This window comes from Bradyrhizobium sp. ISRA442, assembly GCF_038085055.1.
Lineage (GTDB): Bacteria > Pseudomonadota > Alphaproteobacteria > Rhizobiales > Xanthobacteraceae > Bradyrhizobium.
Genome location: NZ_JALGCN010000014.1, coordinates 54316 through 72242, shown reverse-complemented (window position 1 = coordinate 72242; position 17927 = coordinate 54316). Strand labels below are relative to the sequence as shown.

General features: G+C 62.7%; 14 protein-coding genes. 4 read left to right on the top strand and 10 right to left on the bottom strand.

Going from position 1 to position 17927, the window contains the following annotated elements:
- Nucleotides 1-9: 9 nt before the first annotated feature.
- From MTR72_RS26395 to MTR72_RS26385, 3 genes are all read right to left on the bottom strand, one after another.
- The gene (locus tag MTR72_RS26395) at nt 10-840 is read right to left on the bottom strand and encodes an alpha/beta fold hydrolase (protein ID WP_280971136.1); all 831 of its coding nucleotides are present in this window, start codon (nt 838-840) and stop codon (nt 10-12) included.
- A 253-nt stretch (nt 841-1093) separates the two neighbouring features.
- Complete coding sequence (locus tag MTR72_RS26390) at nt 1094-2044, bottom strand: helix-turn-helix domain-containing protein (protein WP_280971137.1); 951 nt, start codon at nt 2042-2044, stop codon at nt 1094-1096.
- 1258 nt (nt 2045-3302) lie between these two features.
- Nucleotides 3303-3506 carry a hypothetical protein gene (locus MTR72_RS26385; protein ID WP_280966848.1) on the bottom strand — a complete coding sequence of 68 codons (204 nt, stop codon included), beginning with the start codon at nt 3504-3506 and terminating at the stop codon, nt 3303-3305.
- Between the two features lie 206 nt (nt 3507-3712).
- On the opposite strand from MTR72_RS26385, the gene MTR72_RS26380 reads away from it, so the two are divergent.
- Nucleotides 3713-5089 (top strand): leucyl aminopeptidase family protein, encoded by a 1377-nt coding sequence (locus MTR72_RS26380; RefSeq protein WP_280966849.1) that lies wholly within the window; start codon nt 3713-3715, stop codon nt 5087-5089.
- Nucleotides 5082-5924: a C40 family peptidase gene (locus tag MTR72_RS26375; RefSeq protein WP_280966850.1), complete on the top strand. Its 843-nt coding sequence runs from the start codon at nt 5082-5084 to the stop codon at nt 5922-5924. The genes MTR72_RS26380 and MTR72_RS26375 overlap by 8 nt, the downstream gene beginning before the upstream one ends.
- 127 nt (nt 5925-6051) lie before the next feature.
- Here the strand turns inward: MTR72_RS26375 and MTR72_RS26370 are convergent, their stop codons facing one another.
- From MTR72_RS26370 to MTR72_RS26340, 7 genes are all read right to left on the bottom strand, one after another.
- The gene (locus tag MTR72_RS26370; RefSeq protein ID WP_280966851.1) at nt 6052-7140 is read right to left on the bottom strand and encodes a winged helix-turn-helix domain-containing protein; all 1089 of its coding nucleotides are present in this window, start codon (nt 7138-7140) and stop codon (nt 6052-6054) included.
- A 344-nt stretch (nt 7141-7484) separates the two neighbouring features.
- A complete protein-coding gene (locus MTR72_RS26365; protein WP_280966852.1) occupies nt 7485-9122 on the bottom strand; it encodes an ABC transporter ATP-binding protein in 1638 nt (545 codons plus the stop codon).
- Nucleotides 9123-9125: 3 nt separating this feature from the next.
- Complete coding sequence (locus MTR72_RS26360) at nt 9126-10304, bottom strand: ABC transporter permease (protein ID WP_280966853.1); 1179 nt, start codon at nt 10302-10304, stop codon at nt 9126-9128.
- Entirely contained in the window at nt 10304-11413 is a 1110-nt protein-coding gene (locus tag MTR72_RS26355) for a microcin C ABC transporter permease YejB (protein WP_280966854.1), read from the bottom strand. The genes MTR72_RS26360 and MTR72_RS26355 overlap by 1 nt, the downstream gene beginning before the upstream one ends.
- Nucleotides 11410-13290 carry an extracellular solute-binding protein gene (locus MTR72_RS26350; RefSeq protein ID WP_341511552.1) on the bottom strand — a complete coding sequence of 627 codons (1881 nt, stop codon included), beginning with the start codon at nt 13288-13290 and terminating at the stop codon, nt 11410-11412. The genes MTR72_RS26355 and MTR72_RS26350 overlap by 4 nt, the downstream gene beginning before the upstream one ends.
- 14 nt (nt 13291-13304) lie before the next feature.
- Nucleotides 13305-15215, bottom strand: coding sequence for an extracellular solute-binding protein (locus MTR72_RS26345; RefSeq protein ID WP_280966856.1), 1911 nt, complete (start codon nt 15213-15215; stop codon nt 13305-13307).
- Nucleotides 15216-15427: 212 nt separating this feature from the next.
- Nucleotides 15428-15982: a c-type cytochrome gene (locus MTR72_RS26340; protein ID WP_280966857.1), complete on the bottom strand. Its 555-nt coding sequence runs from the start codon at nt 15980-15982 to the stop codon at nt 15428-15430.
- A gap of 219 nt (nt 15983-16201) precedes the next feature.
- On the opposite strand from MTR72_RS26340, the gene MTR72_RS26335 reads away from it, so the two are divergent.
- Nucleotides 16202-16942 (top strand): 3-deoxy-manno-octulosonate cytidylyltransferase, encoded by a 741-nt coding sequence (locus MTR72_RS26335; RefSeq protein ID WP_280966858.1) that lies wholly within the window; start codon nt 16202-16204, stop codon nt 16940-16942.
- A 21-nt stretch (nt 16943-16963) separates the two neighbouring features.
- Nucleotides 16964-17821 (top strand): prephenate dehydratase, encoded by an 858-nt coding sequence (locus MTR72_RS26330; RefSeq protein WP_280966859.1) that lies wholly within the window; start codon nt 16964-16966, stop codon nt 17819-17821.
- The last annotated feature ends 106 nt before the right edge of the window (nt 17822-17927 follow it).

Sequence of the window (17927 nt, the reverse complement as noted above, 5' to 3'; positions counted from 1 at the left end):
GGAAGACGACTAGGCCGAGATGAACGAGAGAAGCTCGGCGTTGATGATGTTGGCATGCGTCGTGCACAAGCCGTGCGGCAGCAGGTCGTAGATCTTCAGGATGCTGCGCTTCAAAAGCTTCGCCGAAAGAGGGGCAGAGTCTGCGACGGGCACGATCTGATCGTCCCCGCCATGCAGCACAAGCGTGGGCACGTTGATGTTCTTCAGATCCTCTGTGAAGTCCGTTTCCGAGAAGGCCTTGATGCCGTCATGGTGCGCCTTGGCGCTGCCCATCATCCCCTGGCGCCACCAGTTCCAGATGACCGCTTGCGACGCCTCCGTACCCGGTCGGTTGTAGCCGTAGAAGGGGCCGCTCGCGAAACCGAAATAGAACTGTGCACGATTCGCTGCGAGCTGAGCGCGCAGGTTATTGAACACTTCGATGGGCAAGCCGCCCGGATTGGCCTCCGTCTTCACCATCAATGGCGGTACGGCGCCGATGAGAACCAGTTTGGCTACGCGATCCCTGCCGTAACGCGCAACATAACGCGCGGCTTCACCGCCGCCAGTGGAATGGCCGACATGAATGGTGTTGCGAAGATCAAGATGCTCGACGACGGCTGCGGCATCAGCCGCGTAGTGATCCATATCATGGCCGTCGCTTGGCTGGCTCGAGCGCCCGTGACCGCGGCGATCATGGGCGATGACACGGTAGCCCTTGCCGACGAAGAAGAGCATCTGGGTCTCCCAGTCGTCGGAACTCAGCGGCCAACCGTGGTGAAAAACGATTGGTTGGGCGGACTTCGGTCCCCAGTCTTTGTAGAATATTTCCACGCCATCCTTGGTCGTGACGGAGGTCACGAGATTGGTCCCTCGAGCGCCAGATGTCGAAACATTGGTTTCTTTGCCGGCGGCCGAAGAGGAGCGAACAGTTAAGGAAGCCGCGTAGGTGAGCCCGCTCGCGAGCACGTTTCGCCGCGAGGCTTTTGCAAACTGACTGACGATCCAGGCCATTTGTTCATCTCCATGCAGTAGGCGTGGTCATGAAGATGATTTAGCTAATCAGGGTCCGCGCTGCCCCATAGCGATTGAGGTGTTTGCAGCGCGATTGCTGTTAACGCGATCGTCGCCGCCAATTGCTCGGCGTTTCGCCGGTCAGGCGCTTGAACGCGGCGGCGAAGGCAGTCTGGGAGCCATAGCCAAGCGCCGCTGCGACCGAGACCACGGATGCGTCGGGGTCACGCAGCATGTTCATGGCCTGCTCGAGCCGGTACTGGCGCAGCCAGGCATGGGGCGAAAGCCCGGTGCTTTCCTTGAAGGCGCGGCAGAAATGGAAGCGCGACAGGCCGGCATCGGAAGCCAGCGCATCGAGGGAGACGTCCGCATCGCTGTCCGAGCGCAACCGTTCGATGGCACGGAGCAGGACTTTCGGCGACAACCCACCGATGGTCGGCTGGAACGTGGTTGGCGAGCCGGCGTGCGCAACCAGGAGGCGCGTGGCCAGGAGATCCGTCAACTGATGCCTGAACAGCGTATCCAGGGCCCCATTGCCGTCTATGACATCGGCTGCGCTCAAGAGCAATCGAGATGTAAAGGGGTCGGGATGCGCCGTTCGCTCCATGAGATCGATCGGCGTGGCGATGTCGGCTTCGTTGGCGACGCGCTTCAGCGTTGCGTGAGGAAGATAGAGCTGGACGACATCAACAGGCTTGGGAATATCCCATCGGGAGCTTGATCCTTCCGGAATGATGATCACAACTCCGGGACGAAACGTTCCATTCGTAACTGATCTTCCCGACCGTCGCTCCATGCGCTGTATCATGCCGTTGTAAGCCATGATGACGTGGTGGTTCATGGCCTCGACGACGTCGTGCAATGGTTCATGTTTCCAGTGGGCGATCCCGGCACCGGAGGCGTCCAACGCCATGCGAAATGGTTCGGTCCCGAGCACGCGGGCCATCTCTGCATCGGCACGACGCCCGTCGGCAATCGGAACGTTGCTCGCGCGCGCCTCAGATGCGGCCGAAAGATTCTTCGAAACATCGGACAAGATTGGCTTGCTCATGCCGGTGCATTGTTCGCTTTGGGGGGAGGCCATGCGCTCGCTCGGCGCCGGCTGTCTGTGGGCCGGTACGAGGCCGTTGCTTCTTGTCTGCCCGTATTGGTCCGGTACACGCCGCGTTCTAGGCGCGTAGAACCACGTGATCTTTCCTAAAACGGCCATGCTTTGTCTGATTCTGCTCAAAGTCGCTGTATAGTGCCATGCGCGACTGAAGCCGTGATCAAGCGCGGCCAAGCCTGAAAGAACGCGTCTGCGCTTTCATAGGCGTTCGAGGTGATTGGCCTGAGATGTTGAGCGAACATCTCTCGAAACCGGGACGGGGCCCAAACGACTTTGAAACCGCTCCGAAAATCGTCTTGCAGCGATCGGCCCGGCGTGCTGTCAGGACTCCTTCCGAATCCTGGTGATGATTGTCGTCACAAAGCTACTGAACGCGATAGGCGATGCACCGGTCGACGGAGTTGATCGAGAAGGTCAAACCTAATTTCTCTCGCTGGTAGGTTGCGGATCGACGACGGTTATCGGGCTCTACGCTGTCAACCGCCTGCGACAATGGACAGGTCGGCTGTCGAATGAACAGCAGACCCAAACCGCTGCGATTGGAGACTTGCGATTTGACAGGAGCTGAATGACCACACGATGCACGAGGGATCGCGGAAATGTGTGATGGGAGGAGTTTGAGGTTACGCTATAGTTTAAGCACGCGCTCCTGGGGCGGATACACAGAGGAGCTGTTGCCATGACCAGAAGCATTGTCGTCGGTCTTGCTATCCTCACTCTCTCTACGTCCGTCGCTTTGGCCGCTCAGCGGACTCATCATCGCAACGTGATGAACGCACATGCCAGCATAGCCGCGACCCCAATCGTGGCGCCCGGTGGTGTCAGCAGCAGCGACCATGCCTTGTATCTCCGAAATCTACGTGAGTCCGGGTACAACCCGAAGAACGATTACGCGAACGGGCTCATGAGGACGCAATAGCGGCAGGTCTGGTCGTCCGCGACCACAAGGCAGCGCGACATCTAATCTAAACCAAGAGCCGCGATCATCGAATTTTCACTCTGCTGAGGGTGGCGCCTTGATCGCGCGGTCGTCGGACGACACCGACAAGACTTAAGGCCGCCTCAGTTGGCGACCTCTTTCATTTTGGAAGTCAGCTCATGACCCTTCGCGACATATTGCGCGGCCCCGCGCGCCCGATCGCTATTGGGGCGAAGCTGACGTAGCCACCAACGAGTTTATCGGTACACGGCCGAGCTCCGATCAATATTCGATGGCGAGACGCTTGCGGATCTCGTCCAGGCGCTTGTCGAGCGCGTCGAACCGCGCATGGACGGAGCGATCGTGAAGATAGAAGACGTAGCCGCCTGCCAGGAACGCGAAGATCCAGTGGTGGTGCTCGACATAGCCAAAGATCGCTTCGATGGCGTGGCCGAAGAATGTGACTATGCTCCACACGACGTCCATTGCATTTCCTCCCGGCACTGCTGGTCTTCGGTCGCCGGCAATCTCCGCGCCGTTCCGCGACCGTGCACGGAACCTAGCATGACGCCCCGGAGGCGAGTAGCGGCTTGCCGAGCGGTGCTCGCAAAGCCGATTGCAGGCGCGGCGAAACTCTGCGAAGTCTCTTGGCCGCCACACTGCCTCTTTGATCTGACGATCCGGACCTGCCAATGCCCTCCGTCTTCGAGACGTCCCCGACCGCCATCCCGATCACTTTCGTCACCAAGTCGACTTGGGACGCGGTTTGCGAGACGCTGCCGCCGGCGCAACGGCAGTTCGCCACCGCGAGCGCCTTTACCGCCAAGCCGGGGACCTATCTCGCGCTGCCCGCGCCGGACGGCGCGATTGCGCAGGTCCTGTTCGGCCTTGAGGACAACGGCGCCCGATCGCGCGATCTGTTCCGGCCGGGTGCCTTGCCGGGCCTGTTGCCGCCCGGCAGCTATCGCTTTGCCAATGCACCGCACGACGCACGGCTGGCGGCGCTGGCCTTCGCCCTCGGCAGCTACCGCTTCGCCCGCTATCGCAAGACGGACCGGCCCGACGTGCGCCTGGTGCCGCCGGACGGCGTCGACGCGGTTGAGATCGACCGGGTCGCCGATGCCGCGATGCTGGCGCGCGACCTCATCAACACGCCGGCCAATGACATGGGGCCGGAAGAACTGGCCGCTGCCGCGCAAGCGCTCGCGGCCGAGTTCGGGGCCAGCTTTGCCTGCACTGTCGGCGAGGATCTGAAGGCGAAAAATTTTCCGCTGATCCATGCGGTCGGCATGGCCTCGGGCCGCGCACCGCGGCTGATCGACATCGGCTGGGGCAATCCTGGACATCCCAAGGTGACGCTGGTCGGCAAGGGCGTTTGCTTCGATACCGGCGGGCTCGACCTGAAACCGTCGAGCGGCATGCTGATCATGAAAAAGGACATGGGTGGCGCCGCCAACGTGCTGGCGCTCGCGCGCATGGTGATGGATGCGAAGCTGAAGGTGCGGCTCCGCGTGCTGATCCCGGCCGTGGAGAATGCGGTCTCCGGCAACGCCTTCCGTCCGCTCGACATCTTCCCCTCGCGCAAGGGCATCAGTGTCGAGATCGGCAACACCGACGCGGAAGGACGCCTGGTGCTCGCCGACGCGCTGGCGCTGGCCGACGAGGAGGAGCCGGATCTGCTGATCGATCTGGGCACGCTGACCGGCGCGGCGCGCGTTGCCCTGGGGCCGGATCTGCCGCCGTTCTACACCAATGACGAGGCGCTCGCCGCCGACGTCGCGCGCTGCGCCGCGAAGGAGAACGATCCGTTATGGCGCATGCCGCTGTGGCCGGCTTACGATGCATGGCTGGACTCCAAGACGGCCACCATCACCAACGCACCGTCTGGCAGCTTTGCCGGCTCGATCACCTGTGCGCTGTTCCTGCAACGCTTCGTCGAGCACGCCAAAAGCTGGCTGCATGTCGACATCTACGGCTGGACGCCGTCGGCCAAGCCGGCGCGCCCGGAAGGCGGCGAATGCCAGGCCGCACGTGCCCTCTACACATTGCTGAGCCAGCGCTATGCATGATCCGCGGCTGACGCCGGCGCGGGGCGACCTCGCCGCCAAATATCTCGAAGGCAAGGTCCAGGCCGATCGCTTCGTCAGCGGCGAGGAATTCGAGGTGATCGAGGCGATCGCGCCGATGCGTGAACGCCCGTCATCGGACGCGATGCTGATGACACAGGCGCTGCGCGGCGAGCGCGTCACGATCTACGATCGCAACGGAGAAGGCTGGGCCTGGGGCCAGCTTGCCGACGACGGCTATGTCGGCTGGCTGCCGGATGCGGCGCTGGCGCGGCCCGGAACCGCGCCGACCCACCTGGTGAGCGCGCTGCGAACGTTCGCCTTTCCCGGTCCCTCCATCAAGCTGCCGCCCGCGGACACGCTCGTGCTGGGATCGAAGATTGCCGTGGCACGCGAGGACGGCGACTTCGCGGTGACGCGTGAAGGGACATATGTGCCGAAGACGCATCTTGCCGCACTCGATCATCGCGAGCCGGATTTCGTCGCGGTCGCGGAGCGTTTCGTCGGCACGCCCTATCTGTGGGGCGGCAAGAGCAGCCTCGGCATCGATTGCTCCGGTCTCGTGCAGGTCTCGCTGACATCAGCAGGCATCGGCTGCCCACGCGACAGCGACATGCAGCAGGCCGGCCTCGGCCGCGCGCTCGCGCCACACGAAGCGGACAGACTGCGACGCGGCGACCTGATCTTCTGGAAAGGCCATGTCGCGATCGTGCGCGACGACAGCACCATGGTTCACGCCAACGCGCATCACATGGCGACCGTGATCGAGGCGATCGAGCCGGCCATCGCGCGGATCAAGCAGGCGGGCAGCGAGGTCGCGGCGATCAAGCGGCTCTAAAGCGCGATGAGATCGGGACGAATCGTCATCGCTCTTTAGGTTATTGTTTGAGCATGATCTTTTCGCAAAGTCGCTTCACACTTTTCCGGATCATGCTTTAGGGCGTGCACATACCCGTAAGCCGAGATCAACTCATGTAAGCTTGAAAGGTCGCGCCGATATTTAACGAGCGGCTACACTGTTCGATGGCTTCTTCATATTGACGGAGGTGCAGGTGTGCAACGCAGAGAAGCCGCGCCGTGATGCTATCCTGCAAGACGGCCAGATTTGTTCGGTCGCCGTCGAACCGATCCGACCAGATGTCGCGGGTGGTCTGAAGATCGGTTAGCGATACGTTGATCCAGACCTGGTCTCCGTTGCGTCTCACCGCGCCGTGGACAGCCCAGCGGATGCCGAGATCCGTCCCGAGCTGCTTCAGATCAATCGGCTTGTTCTTGTAGGTCAAGGCGGTCTCGCGTCCAATGACGAAAGTGGCGGGCATTCGCGCGAGACCAGTCGTCAAATCTGTCGTGATGGCGTCGGCAAAGCGGTCCTGCTCCGGATCGTTGTTGAGGTTGACGAAGGGCAACACCACGAGAGAGAGACGAGGCGCGATCTCGGGCCTGGCCGTCGGTTGTCCCTGGATCTTTTGAGCTTCCCGAACGACGTCGGCACGGATCGCCATCCAGACATTCCAATAACCGGCAAAGCCGCCGGCAATCGCGCCGATGGCGGCAACCGACGCCAGCGCTCCGCCGACGAACTTCAAAGGACTTCTGAGGTGACCCAGCCAGTCACGGAATCGCCACTTGCCAGCTCCTTTTTCAGAGAGATCTCGGACCGAAGCCGCGGCCTTGCCGGCTGTGCGGGCAAGCTTTGGCGGTTCTGCGAGGGCGGCTGAGACCACCGCATTTCCCGAGCACCGATCCTCATCGTGTACAGCGCCCACGAAACGAAAGCCCTTTCGTGGAAATGTCTTGATGAGACGTTGTTGCTCGCCGGAGTCGCCGATCGCGCGTCGGACGGCGTTCAGCCGGGTCGTCAGCGCCGCATCAGATACGATGCGCCCCTTCCAAATCGCGTTGATGAGATCATCCTTGCTGACGACGCGATCCCTGCTTCTGATCAAAAATTCGAGCAGGTCGAGAACCTGCGGCGTCGTCCGCACAACAGCGGGCCCGCGCCGCAACTCGCGCCGATCGGTGTCCAACACACAGTCCTCGAAGAAATAGCGCATGGCACCATTCCCCAGGCTTGCCCTCCATCCACCGAGAGCGCGGCAGCGATTGACCGGCGAGAATAAGCCTTCGGGAGGGAAAATGTAAGCCGAATATCAAGTGGGACGGCTATGCCCGGCCATGATGCTGCGGAAGGTTCAACGCCTGGTAGCGGCTTTCCTTGCGGCCCATCCTTCGAGACGCCCGCTTTTGGCGGGCTCCTCAGAATGAGGTCTTGTTTCGCGGCGAGATCTCAGACCCCTCATGGTGAGGAGCGCCGACTTACGGCGCGTCTCGAACCATGAGACCGAGCACGCCGACAGCCTCCAAAGGGCCACATGCGATTTCCCGGAAATGACGGAGACTACGTCGCTACCGATCCATCCCCGGCCGTCTCCAGCCGGAACGCAGCCGCAAACAACGCGCGGGTGTAGTCGGTTTTGGGGTTCTTGAAGAGGTCCGCCGCCTGGCCTTCCTCGACCACCTTGCCGCCGCGCATCACGATGAGATGGCTCGCGAGCGAGGCGACGACGCGTAAGTCGTGCGAGATGAACATGTAGGTGAGATTGCGCTTGCGCTGAAGCTCGCGCAGGAGGTCGACCATCTGCGCCTGGAACAGCATGTCGAGCGCGCTGGTCGGCTCGTCCAGCACGATGAAATCGGGCTCGAGCACGATCGCACGGGCGATGCTGATGCGCTGGCGCTGCCCGCCGGAGAATTCATGCGGATAGCGGAAGCGCGTCTCCGGGTTGAGCCCGACATCCTCCAGCGCCTTGACGACGCGGGATTCGCGCTCCTCGCGTGACAGCTTGGGCTGATGCACCGACAGCCCTTCGCCGATGATGTCGGCGATCGACATACGCGGGCTGAGCGAGCCGAACGGATCCTGGAACACGATCTGCATGTCGCGCCGGAACGGACGCATCTCCTTGAAGCGGAGACCCTGGATGTCCTCGCCTAAGAACACGATCCTGCCGTTCGAGGAGATCAGCCGCAACAGCGCCAGCCCCAGCGTGGTCTTGCCCGAGCCGGATTCGCCGACGACGCCGAGCGTCTCGCCCTTGCGCACGGCGACGCTGACGCCGTCGACCGCCTTGATGTGGCCGACCGTCTTGCGCATCAAGCCGCGCTTGATCGGAAACCAGACCTTCAGCTCATTGGCCGACATCACCACCGGCGCACCCGGCTGCGGCGGCGCCGGGTCGGGCTTCGGCTCCGCGGCCAAGAGGTCGCGCGTATAGGGATGTTTCGGGCTCTTGAAGACCTGCTCGACCGGTCCCTGCTCGACGATCTTGCCGCCGTTCATGACGCAGACATGGTCGGCGATGCGGCGCACGATGCCGAGATCGTGGGTGATGAAGAGCAGGCTCATGCCGAGCCGCGAGCGTATCTCGGCGAGCAGCGTCAGGATCTGCGCCTGCACGGTGACGTCGAGCGCCGTGGTCGGCTCGTCCGCGATCAGAAGATCCGGCTCGTTGGCGAGCGCCATCGCGATCATCACGCGCTGGCGCTGGCCGCCGGAGAGCTGGTGCGGATAGCTCTTGAGCCGGGTTTCGGGGTCGGGAATGCCGACCTGCGTCAGCAGTTCCACCGTCCGGCGGCGCGCCTCCGCATTGCCGGTCGGATTGTGGAGCTGGATGATCTCGCCGATCTGCGCCTCGATCGTGTGCAGCGGGTTGAGCGAGGTCATCGGCTCCTGGAAGATGATCGAGATGTCGCTGCCGCGAATCTCCCTCATCTGCCGCTCGGACTGATCGATCAGCTCGTTCCCCTTGAAGCGGATGCTGCCCGAGGGATGCGAGGCATTCGGATAGGGCAACAGCTTCAGAATCGAGAGCGCGCTGACCGATTTGCCGGATCCGGATTCGCCGACCAGCGCCACGCATTCGCCGCGCTTGATCTGGAACGAGACCTTGTCGACCGCAAGCGTAGTGGCGCCGCCCTGGTGGAAGGCCACCGAGAGGTCGCGCACGGCAAGCAGGGGCTGGTTGATCGCGTCCATGGTCTACCTGAACGTCTTGCGCGGATCGAAAGCGTCGCGCACGGCTTCGCCGATGAAGATCAAGAGCGACAGCATGATCGCGACCGAGAAGAAGCCGGTGAAGCCGAGCCACGGCGCCTGCACGTTGGACTTGCCCTGCGACAGGAGCTCACCGAGCGAGGGCGATCCGGGCGGCAGGCCGAAACCGAGGAAGTCCAGCGCGGTCAGCGTCATCACCGAGGACGACACGATGAATGGCAGGAACGTCATGGTCGCCACCATCGCGTTCGGCAACAGATGCCGGAACATGATCACCGCGTTCGATACGCCGAGCGCGCGCGCGGCCTGGATGTATTCGAAATTGCGCCCGCGCAGGAATTCCGCGCGCACGAGGCCGACCAGCGATACCCAGGAGAACAGCAGCAGGATTCCAAGCAGCACGAAGAACCCGGGCACCAGCACCGAGGACAGGATCAGGAGCAGATAGAGCGAGGGGATCGCCGTCCATATCTCGATGAAGCGCTGGAAGGTGAGATCGATCCAGCCGCCGAAATAGCCCTGGATGCCGCCGGCTGCGACGCCGATGATCGACGATACGATGGTGAGACAGAGGCCGAACAGGACCGAGATCCGGAAGCCGTAGATCAGCCGCGCCACCACGTCGCGGCCCTGATCGTCGGTGCCGAGCCAGTTATATTCGAGATCGCGGCAGCTCTTCAGGCCTTTCTTCTCGACGACCGGCTGACACTGCTTCTCAGTGAGCATCCAGGTCGGCGGCGACGGCGCGGGCGTCGGCAGGTCGAGATTGTGGGTGTCGTAGGAGTAACGGATCAGCGGCCAGACGATGGTGCCGCCCTTGTCCTTGATCAGCTTCTGCAAATAGGGATCGCGGTAGTCGGCCGCAGTCTCGAAATCGCCCCCGAAAGTCGTCTCCGAATAGGTCACGAAGGCCGGCCAGTAGAGGTGGCCGTCATACTTGATCAGGAACGGCCGGTCGTTGGCGATCAGCTCGGCGAACAGCGACACCACGAACAGGACCATGAAGATCCAGAACGACCAGTAGCCGCGCCGATTCGCCTTGAAGTTCTGCCAGCGCCGCTTGTTCAGCGGCGATGGCGCGAACGACTTGCGGGTGATCGGCACGGCTTCGCCGAACGGCGATTTCGACGTGGTCTCGACCGGGGTTGGCGCGGTCAGTGTCATCAGACCTCCCGCGCCTCGAAGTCGATCCGCGGGTCGATCCACATATAGGTCAGATCGGAGACCAGATTGACCACAAGACCGACGAGCGAAAAGATGTAGAGCGTGCCGAACACGACGGGATAATCGCGGTTGAGCACGCTCTCGAAACTGAGCAGGCCGAGTCCGTCCAGCGAGAAGATGGTCTCGATCAGGAGCGAGCCCGAGAAGAAGGCGTGGATGAACGCGCCCGGGAAGCCCGCGATCACGATCAGCATCGCATTGCGGAAGATGTGGCCGTAGAGCACCTGGCCCTCGCCGCAGCCCTTGGCGCGCGCAGTCATGACATATTGCTTGCGGATCTCGTCCAGGAACGAATTCTTGGTGAGCAGCGTCATGGTCGCGAATGCGCTGAGACCCATCGAGATCAGCGGCAGGACCAGGTGCCAGAAATAGTCGATGATCTTCCAGTACCAGGGGAACTGCGACCAGCCGTCCGAGGTCAGGCCGCGCAGCGGGAACCAGTTGAAGAACGAGCCGCCCGCGAACAGGATGATCAGGAGGATCGCGAACAGGAAGCCGGGGATGGCAAAGCCGATGATGATCGCAGCCGACGTCCAGGTGTCGAAGCGCGTGCCGTCCTTCACCGCCTTGCGGATGCCGAGCGGAATCGAGATCAGGTAGGTGATCAGCGTCAGCCAGATTCCGAGCGAGATCGAGACCGGCAGCTTCTCCTTGATGAGCTGGATCACACTGACGTCGCGGAAATAGCTCTTGCCGAAATCGAAGCGGGCGAAATTCCACACCATCAGCGCGAAGCGTTCCGGCGCGGGCTTGTCGAAGCCGAACTGCGCTTCGAGCTTCTTGATGAAATCGGGATCGAGCCCCTGCGCACCGCGGTATTTCGAGTTGATGGCGTCACCACCTGCGCCGACCTGTCCCGGAGCCCGCTGCGCGAAGTCGCCGCCGCCCGAGATGCGCGAACTGCCGCCGGTATCGGCGCCGGAGAGCTGTGCGATCACGCGCTCGACTGGACCGCCCGGCGCGAATTGCACGACGACGAAGGACACGAACAGGATCCCGAGCAGCGTCGGGATCATCAGGAGGATGCGGCGGGCGATATAGGCGCTCATTGTGATTTCGCCTGATCGAGCTTGGCCGCCTTGGCTGAGTCGTGCCACCAGATATCCGGAGCGCCGACGCCGTTCGCATAGCGCGGCAGCTTCTGCGGATGATCGAACTGATCCCAATAGGCCAGCCGGTGCGTCTTGTTATACCATTGCGGCACCCAGTAGCGGCCGGCGCGGAACAGACGGTCGAAAGCATGGCAGGCGACGGTCAATTCGTCGCGACTCTCGGCCGCGATGATCTTCTCGATCATGGCATCAATTGCCGGGCTGGCGATGCCGGCAAGGTTGTACGAGCCCTTGGTTGCCGCGACCTGCGAAGAGAAGAACGAGCGCATGGCATCGCCCGGCGTCGCCGACATGCTGAAACGCTGGATCGTCATGTCGAAGTCGAAATCTTCCTGGCGCGCCCTGTATTGCACGGCATCGACGAGACGCACACTCGCTTCGATGCCGAGCGTCGCCAGGTTCTTGATGTAGGGCGCATGATGCGGCTGGAAGGAGGGCTCGTCCAACAAGAACTCGATCCTGAACACCTCGCCATTCGGCAGCGTCCGCTTGCCGTCCTTGATGGGCACTCCCGCTTCGTTCAGCAGGTGCCGCGCCTTGCGCAGCAGGCTGCGGTCTTGCCCGGAGCCGTCCGAAACCGGAGGCGCAAACGGTGCGGCGAAGACCTCGTCCGGCACCTGACCACGGAACGGCTCCAGCAGCTTCAGCTCTTCCGGTGAAGGAGGTCCGTTGCCCGCCATCAGATCCGAGTTCTGGAACGGCGACACGGTGCGCGCGTAGGCACCGTACATGATGGTCTTGTTGGTCCATTCGAAGTCGAAAGCGTTGATCAAGGCCTCGCGCACGCGCGGGTCCTTGAATTTCTCGCGTCGCGTGTTGATGAACCAGCCCTGCGCACCAGAAGGCGTGTCGTCAGGCACGACCTCGAGCTTGACGCGACCATCCTTCACGGCAGGAAAGTCGTAGCGCGTCGCCCAGATGCGAGAGGTGAATTCCTCGCGGTAGAGATAGTTCTTACCGGTGAAGCCTTCGAAGGCGACATCGCGATCGCGATAGAATTCATAGCGCACGACGTCGAAATTGTAGCTGCCCCGGCAAACGGGCAGATCGGCAGCCCACCAGTCCTTCACCCGCTCGAATTCGATGTAGCGATTGACCTCGAACTTTCCAACCTTGTACGGCCCCGAACCAAGCGGAGTATCCAGAGTCGATTCCTCGAATGTCCGAGACGCATAGTACGCTTGCGAGAAGATCGGCAAGCTCGCGACATAGAGCGGCACATCACGCGCGCGCCCCTTGGCAAAGGTAACAACCAGTGTCGCATCATCGAGCGCTTCGGCGCTGACCATGTCGCGCATCTGCACGATGATCAGTGGATGGCCTTTGGTCTTCAGCGCCGTCAGCGAAAATGCCGCATCGTGGGCAGTCAGCTTCGTCCCGTCATGGAATTTCGCCTCGGGCCGCATGGTGAAGCGATAGACCAGCTTGTCGGATGATATCTGCACGGACTTGGCGGCGAGCCCGTACATCGCGTCCGGCTCGTCACTCGCTCGCACCATCAGCGGCGCGAACGTCATGTCCATGCCTTGCGCGCCGTCGCCTTTCAGGATGAACGCGTTGAGCGAGTTGAAGGTCTGGTAGGACTGGTTGTAGGCGCGCACCGAGGGGATGAGGGAAAACGTGCCGCCCTTCGGCGCGCCGACATTGACGTAGTCAAAGTGGTGGAAGTCGGCGGGATATTTGAGATCGCCGAACGCCGAGATGCCATGGACCTCGGCGGGCGCCTCCGACGCCGCCGCGCCGCGCAGCCAGGCAGCGCTGAGCGCGCCGCCTGCGCCTAGGGCCAGCACATGCCGGCGTGAAAGCTGCGCCATGCGCAAATGCTTCCTCAAGAGCGTTTTCCGTTGCGGGCGGCCTTCTCGGCATCGTACCACCACAGCGTCGGCAAGCCGGACCGGCCATATTTCGGCAGCGGATCGGCATGACTGAAGCGATCCCAGCGGGCGTAGCGCGAGAAGCCGTAGGTGAATTGCGGCACGAGGTAGAAGTTCCACAGCAGCACGCGATCGAGCGCGCGGGTCGCGGCGACCAGCTCGCCACGGTTCTTGGCGTAGATCACCTTCTCGATCAGCGCATCGACCGCGGGATTCTTGATGCCGATGGTATTGCGCGCGCCTGGCATGTCGGCCGCCTGCGAGCCCCAGAACTCGCGCTGCTCATTGCCCGGCGAGAGCGACTCGCCCCACTGATCGATGATCATGTCGAAGTCGAAGCTGCGCAGCCGGTTCTGGTACTGCGCGTCGTCCACCACGCGGATCGAGGCGCTAACGCCGATGCGTTCCAGCGACGGCTTGTAGAACAGCGCGATGCGCTCCGACGAAGGATCCTGCACCAGGATCTCGACCGTGAGCGGCTTGCCGGAGGCGTCGACCAGCTTATGGTCGCGGACCTCGAAGCCGGCCTCCTTCAAGAGTTTCGCCGCCTCGCGCAAGTTTGCGCGCACGGCTTCCGGATTGCCGCCGACCGGGTTCTGGTAGGCCGTGGTGAAGACCTCAGGCGGCACCTTGTCCTTCACGGTCTCCAGGATCTTCAGCTCCTCGCCCTCCGGCAGGCCGGAGGAAGCGAGCTCCGTTCCTTCGAAATAGCTCTTGATACGGGTGTACTGCCCGTAGAAGAGCTGCTTGTTCATCTCCTCGAAGTCGAAGGCGTAGTTGAAGGCCCGGCGCAGCCGCGCATCCTTGAACTGGGGACGCCGGATGTTGAAGACGAACGCCTGCATGCGGCCGGAGTCGTTGATCGGAAACTCTTCCTTGATCACCCGCTTCTCGGCCACCGCCGGGAAGTCGTAGGCGGTCGCCCACTGCTTGGCGGAGTTTTCCGCGATCCAGTCGGCCTGGTCGGCCTTGAACGCCTCCAGCGCGACGAGGTTGTCGCGGAAGAACTCGAAGCGCAGCTCGTCGAAATTGTTGGTGCCGATCTGACTCGGAACTTTGGCGCCCCAATAGTCCTTGACGCGTTCGAGCTTGATCGAACGTCCGGCGACGAATTCCTTGATGCGATAGGCGCCCGAGCCGAGCGGCGGCTCCAGCGTGGTCGCGCTGATGTCGCGCTTGCGCCCCTGGGCGTCGGCGCCCTCCCACCAGTGCTTCGGCAGCACGGTGAGTTCGCCCACGATGGTCGGCAATTCGCGATTGCCTGGCGCGTCGAAGGTGAACTTGACCTCGCGCTCGCCGGTCTTCTCAGCCTTCACGACGTGACGGTAGTAGGACGCATACATCGGCGACTGCTTCTTCAGCGTCTCCAGCGAGAAGATCACGTCCTCCGGCGTCACCGGCTTGCCGTCATGCCAGCGGGCCTCTTTCCGCAGGCGGTAGGTCACCCAGGAAAAATCGTCCGGATGCTGCGCGGCCTCGGCCAGTTCGCCATATTCGGTGCCGACCTCATCCTGGGCACGGGTCATCAGGGTTTCGTAGATCAGCGCCGCGGCCGGCGCGAGCGAGCCTTTGATGCCGGCAACCGCAATGTTGAAATTGTCGAACGTACCGAGCGAGATCAGGCGGGCGATGCCGCCCTTGGGCGCATCGGGATTGACATAGTCGAAGCGCTTGAAATCGGCGGGGTACTTGATGTCACCGAACAGCGACAGCGCATGGCGCCAAGGGAGCTCACCTGAAGACAATTCACCAGCCGATTGCGCCTCGGCCGGCCCGATGACGGGAACACCCGCGACGGAACCGAGAGCGGGAATCGCCGCAGCCGCGGCGCTGGTGAGCAAAAGGTCGCGTCGGGTAATGGCCAAATCAACATCCCTGTCTTGAAGGAGGGTCCTTCTTTAAGGTCCCAATATACGGCAAGGTTTCGACCGAATATGTTGCTTTTTCCTCATCTTGGAAGGTCGCCCGGGCCGCCCCCTGCGGCGAAACGCCCCGATAACACCGCCCTACACCCCCCAATATGGAAACGGCCAGGCTTTAAGCCTGGCCGCATATCCAAGATCGGTGCCGAGAAGCCTTACTTCGAGGCGGTCGGCAGCGGCTTCGGGTTGTCGGAGAGGCTGTTGAGATAGGCGATGACGTCGGCGCGCTCGCTGTCCTTCGGGATGCCGGCGAAGCCCATCGCGGTGCCAGGGATGTCGGCCTTCGGATTGGCGATGAACTTGTTCAGCTCGTCGATGGTCCAGGTGCCACCCTTGGCCTTCATCGCGGCAGAGAAGTTGAAGCCGTTGCGGCCCTCGCCCCGGTGGTCGTCAACGATGCCGTAGAGATTCGGACCAACCCGGTTCGGGCCGCCCTTCTCGAAGGTATGGCAGGCGGCGCACTTCTTGGCGGCGGCCGCGCCCTTCTCGACGGAGGCGGTCTGAAGCAGCTTTTCGATCGGCTCGGACGGTGCCGCAGCGGCAGCGGCGCCACCCTTGTCGCCGGCCTCTTCCTTCACGGCGATCTCAAAGCCCGGCTTTTCCGGCATCTTGGGCGAAAACAGCGCCTGGGCGGCGAAGCTCGTCACCAGCAGAATGAGACAGGTGCCGAGCACAGCACCGAGGATCTTATTGAGTTCGAAGGAGTCCATTTCCGGCCAGGCCCCACACCGCAAGAATGACACGGCGGCCCCAACGGCCGCCAGGACGAGCCTCGGGAGAATCAATCGTTCCTTTTTATCCCCCCGAGTTTCCGATTGAGATATCGGTTTGCCCGGGGTCTGGCAACCCGTATAAACGGCCCCGCTTTCACCCCATCCCCACCCCATTTCTCGGCGCGGAAAACGCCCCGTTTCCAGGCCCTTGAACCGATGATCGATCCCCGCATCCTGGTGCTGATCCCGGCCCGCATGGCGGCCACCCGCCTGCCCGGCAAGCCGCTCGCCGATATCGCAGGACTGCCGATGATCGTGCATGTGCTGCGGCGGGCCGAAGCCGCCGGCATCGGCCGGGTCGCGGTGGCAACCGATACGGACGAGATCGCGTCCGTCGTGACCGCCCATGGCGGCGAGGCCGTGATGACCCGCCCCACACACCCTTCCGGCTCCGACCGTATCCACGAGGCCATGCAGAAGCTCGATCCGGACGGCAAGGCCGAGATCGTGATCAATCTCCAGGGCGACTTCCCGACCATCACACCGCAGACCATCCGCGAGGTGCTGCCGCCCTTTGACGACCCTGTGGTCGACATCGTGACGCTGGCCTCACAGATCCACACCGAGGAAGAAGACCTCGCCCCGAGCGTCGTAAAGGCCATCGGCTCGCCGATCGGGCCGCGGCGGCTGCGGGCGCTCTATTTTACCCGCGCCACCGCCCCCTACGGCGACGGACCGCGTTACCATCATATCGGTCTCTATGCGTACCGCCGCGCAGCGCTAGAGCGCTACGTCTCGCTGCCACGCTCCCCCCTGGAAGTTCAGGAAAATCTGGAGCAGCTCCGGGCGGTGGAAGCCGGCATGCGCATCGACATCATCATCGTCGACAGCGTGCCTCGCGGCGTCGACACGCCGCCCGACCTCGAAACCGCCCGCAGCATCCTTTCCAAATCCTGAGCCGCTGTTAGAAGACCGATCATGAGCAAGCTGAAAATCGCATTCCAGGGCGAGCCCGGGGCCAATTCCCACATCGCCATCGTCGAGGCCTATCCCGACGCCGAGCCGATGCCCTGCGCCACCTTCGAGGACGCGCTGTCGGCGATCTCGTCGGGGGAAGCCGATCTCGGCATGATCCCGATCGAGAATTCGGTGGCGGGCCGCGTCGCCGACATCCATCACCTCCTGCCGGCCTCCGGGCTCTTCATCATCGGCGAATGGTTCCTGCCGGTCCGGCACCAGCTCATGGCGGTGAAGGGGACCAAGCTTTCGGACATCAAGAGCGTCGAGAGCCACGTCCATGCGCTCGGCCAATGCCGGCGCATCATCCGCAAGCTCGGCATCAGGGGTATCGTGGCTGCCGACACCGCCGGCAGCGCCCGCGACATCTCCGAGCGCAAGGACAAGACGGTCGCCGCGATCGCCTCGCGCCTAGCGGCGCAGATCTACGGTCTCGACATCCTCGCCGAGGACATCGAGGACGAAGCGCACAACACCACCCGCTTCGTGGTGCTGGCGCGCGAGCCGAAATGGGCCGCCCAGGGCTCCGGCCCGCTGGTCACCACTTTTGTCTTTCGGGTGCGCAACCTGCCGGCCGCGCTCTACAAGGCGCTCGGCGGCTTTGCCACCAATGGCGTCAACATGACCAAGCTCGAAAGCTACATGGTCGACGGCAATTTCTTCGCCACGCAGTTTTATGCCGACGTCGACGGCCATCCCGACGACAAGGGGCTCGCCTTTGCGCTGGAGGAGCTGAAATTCTTCTCGCGCGAATTCCGCATTGTCGGAGTTTATCCGGGGCACCCGTTCCGCGCGACGTTCAGCGAGCAGATGGAGTAATTGTCGCCCTGGCGAAGGCCAGGGCCCACAACCCCAGGGAGCGGTTGTGGCACGAGCTGGTGGTTGTCAGTCTTCGTCAAACCACTTCCTGTGGTTATGGATCCTG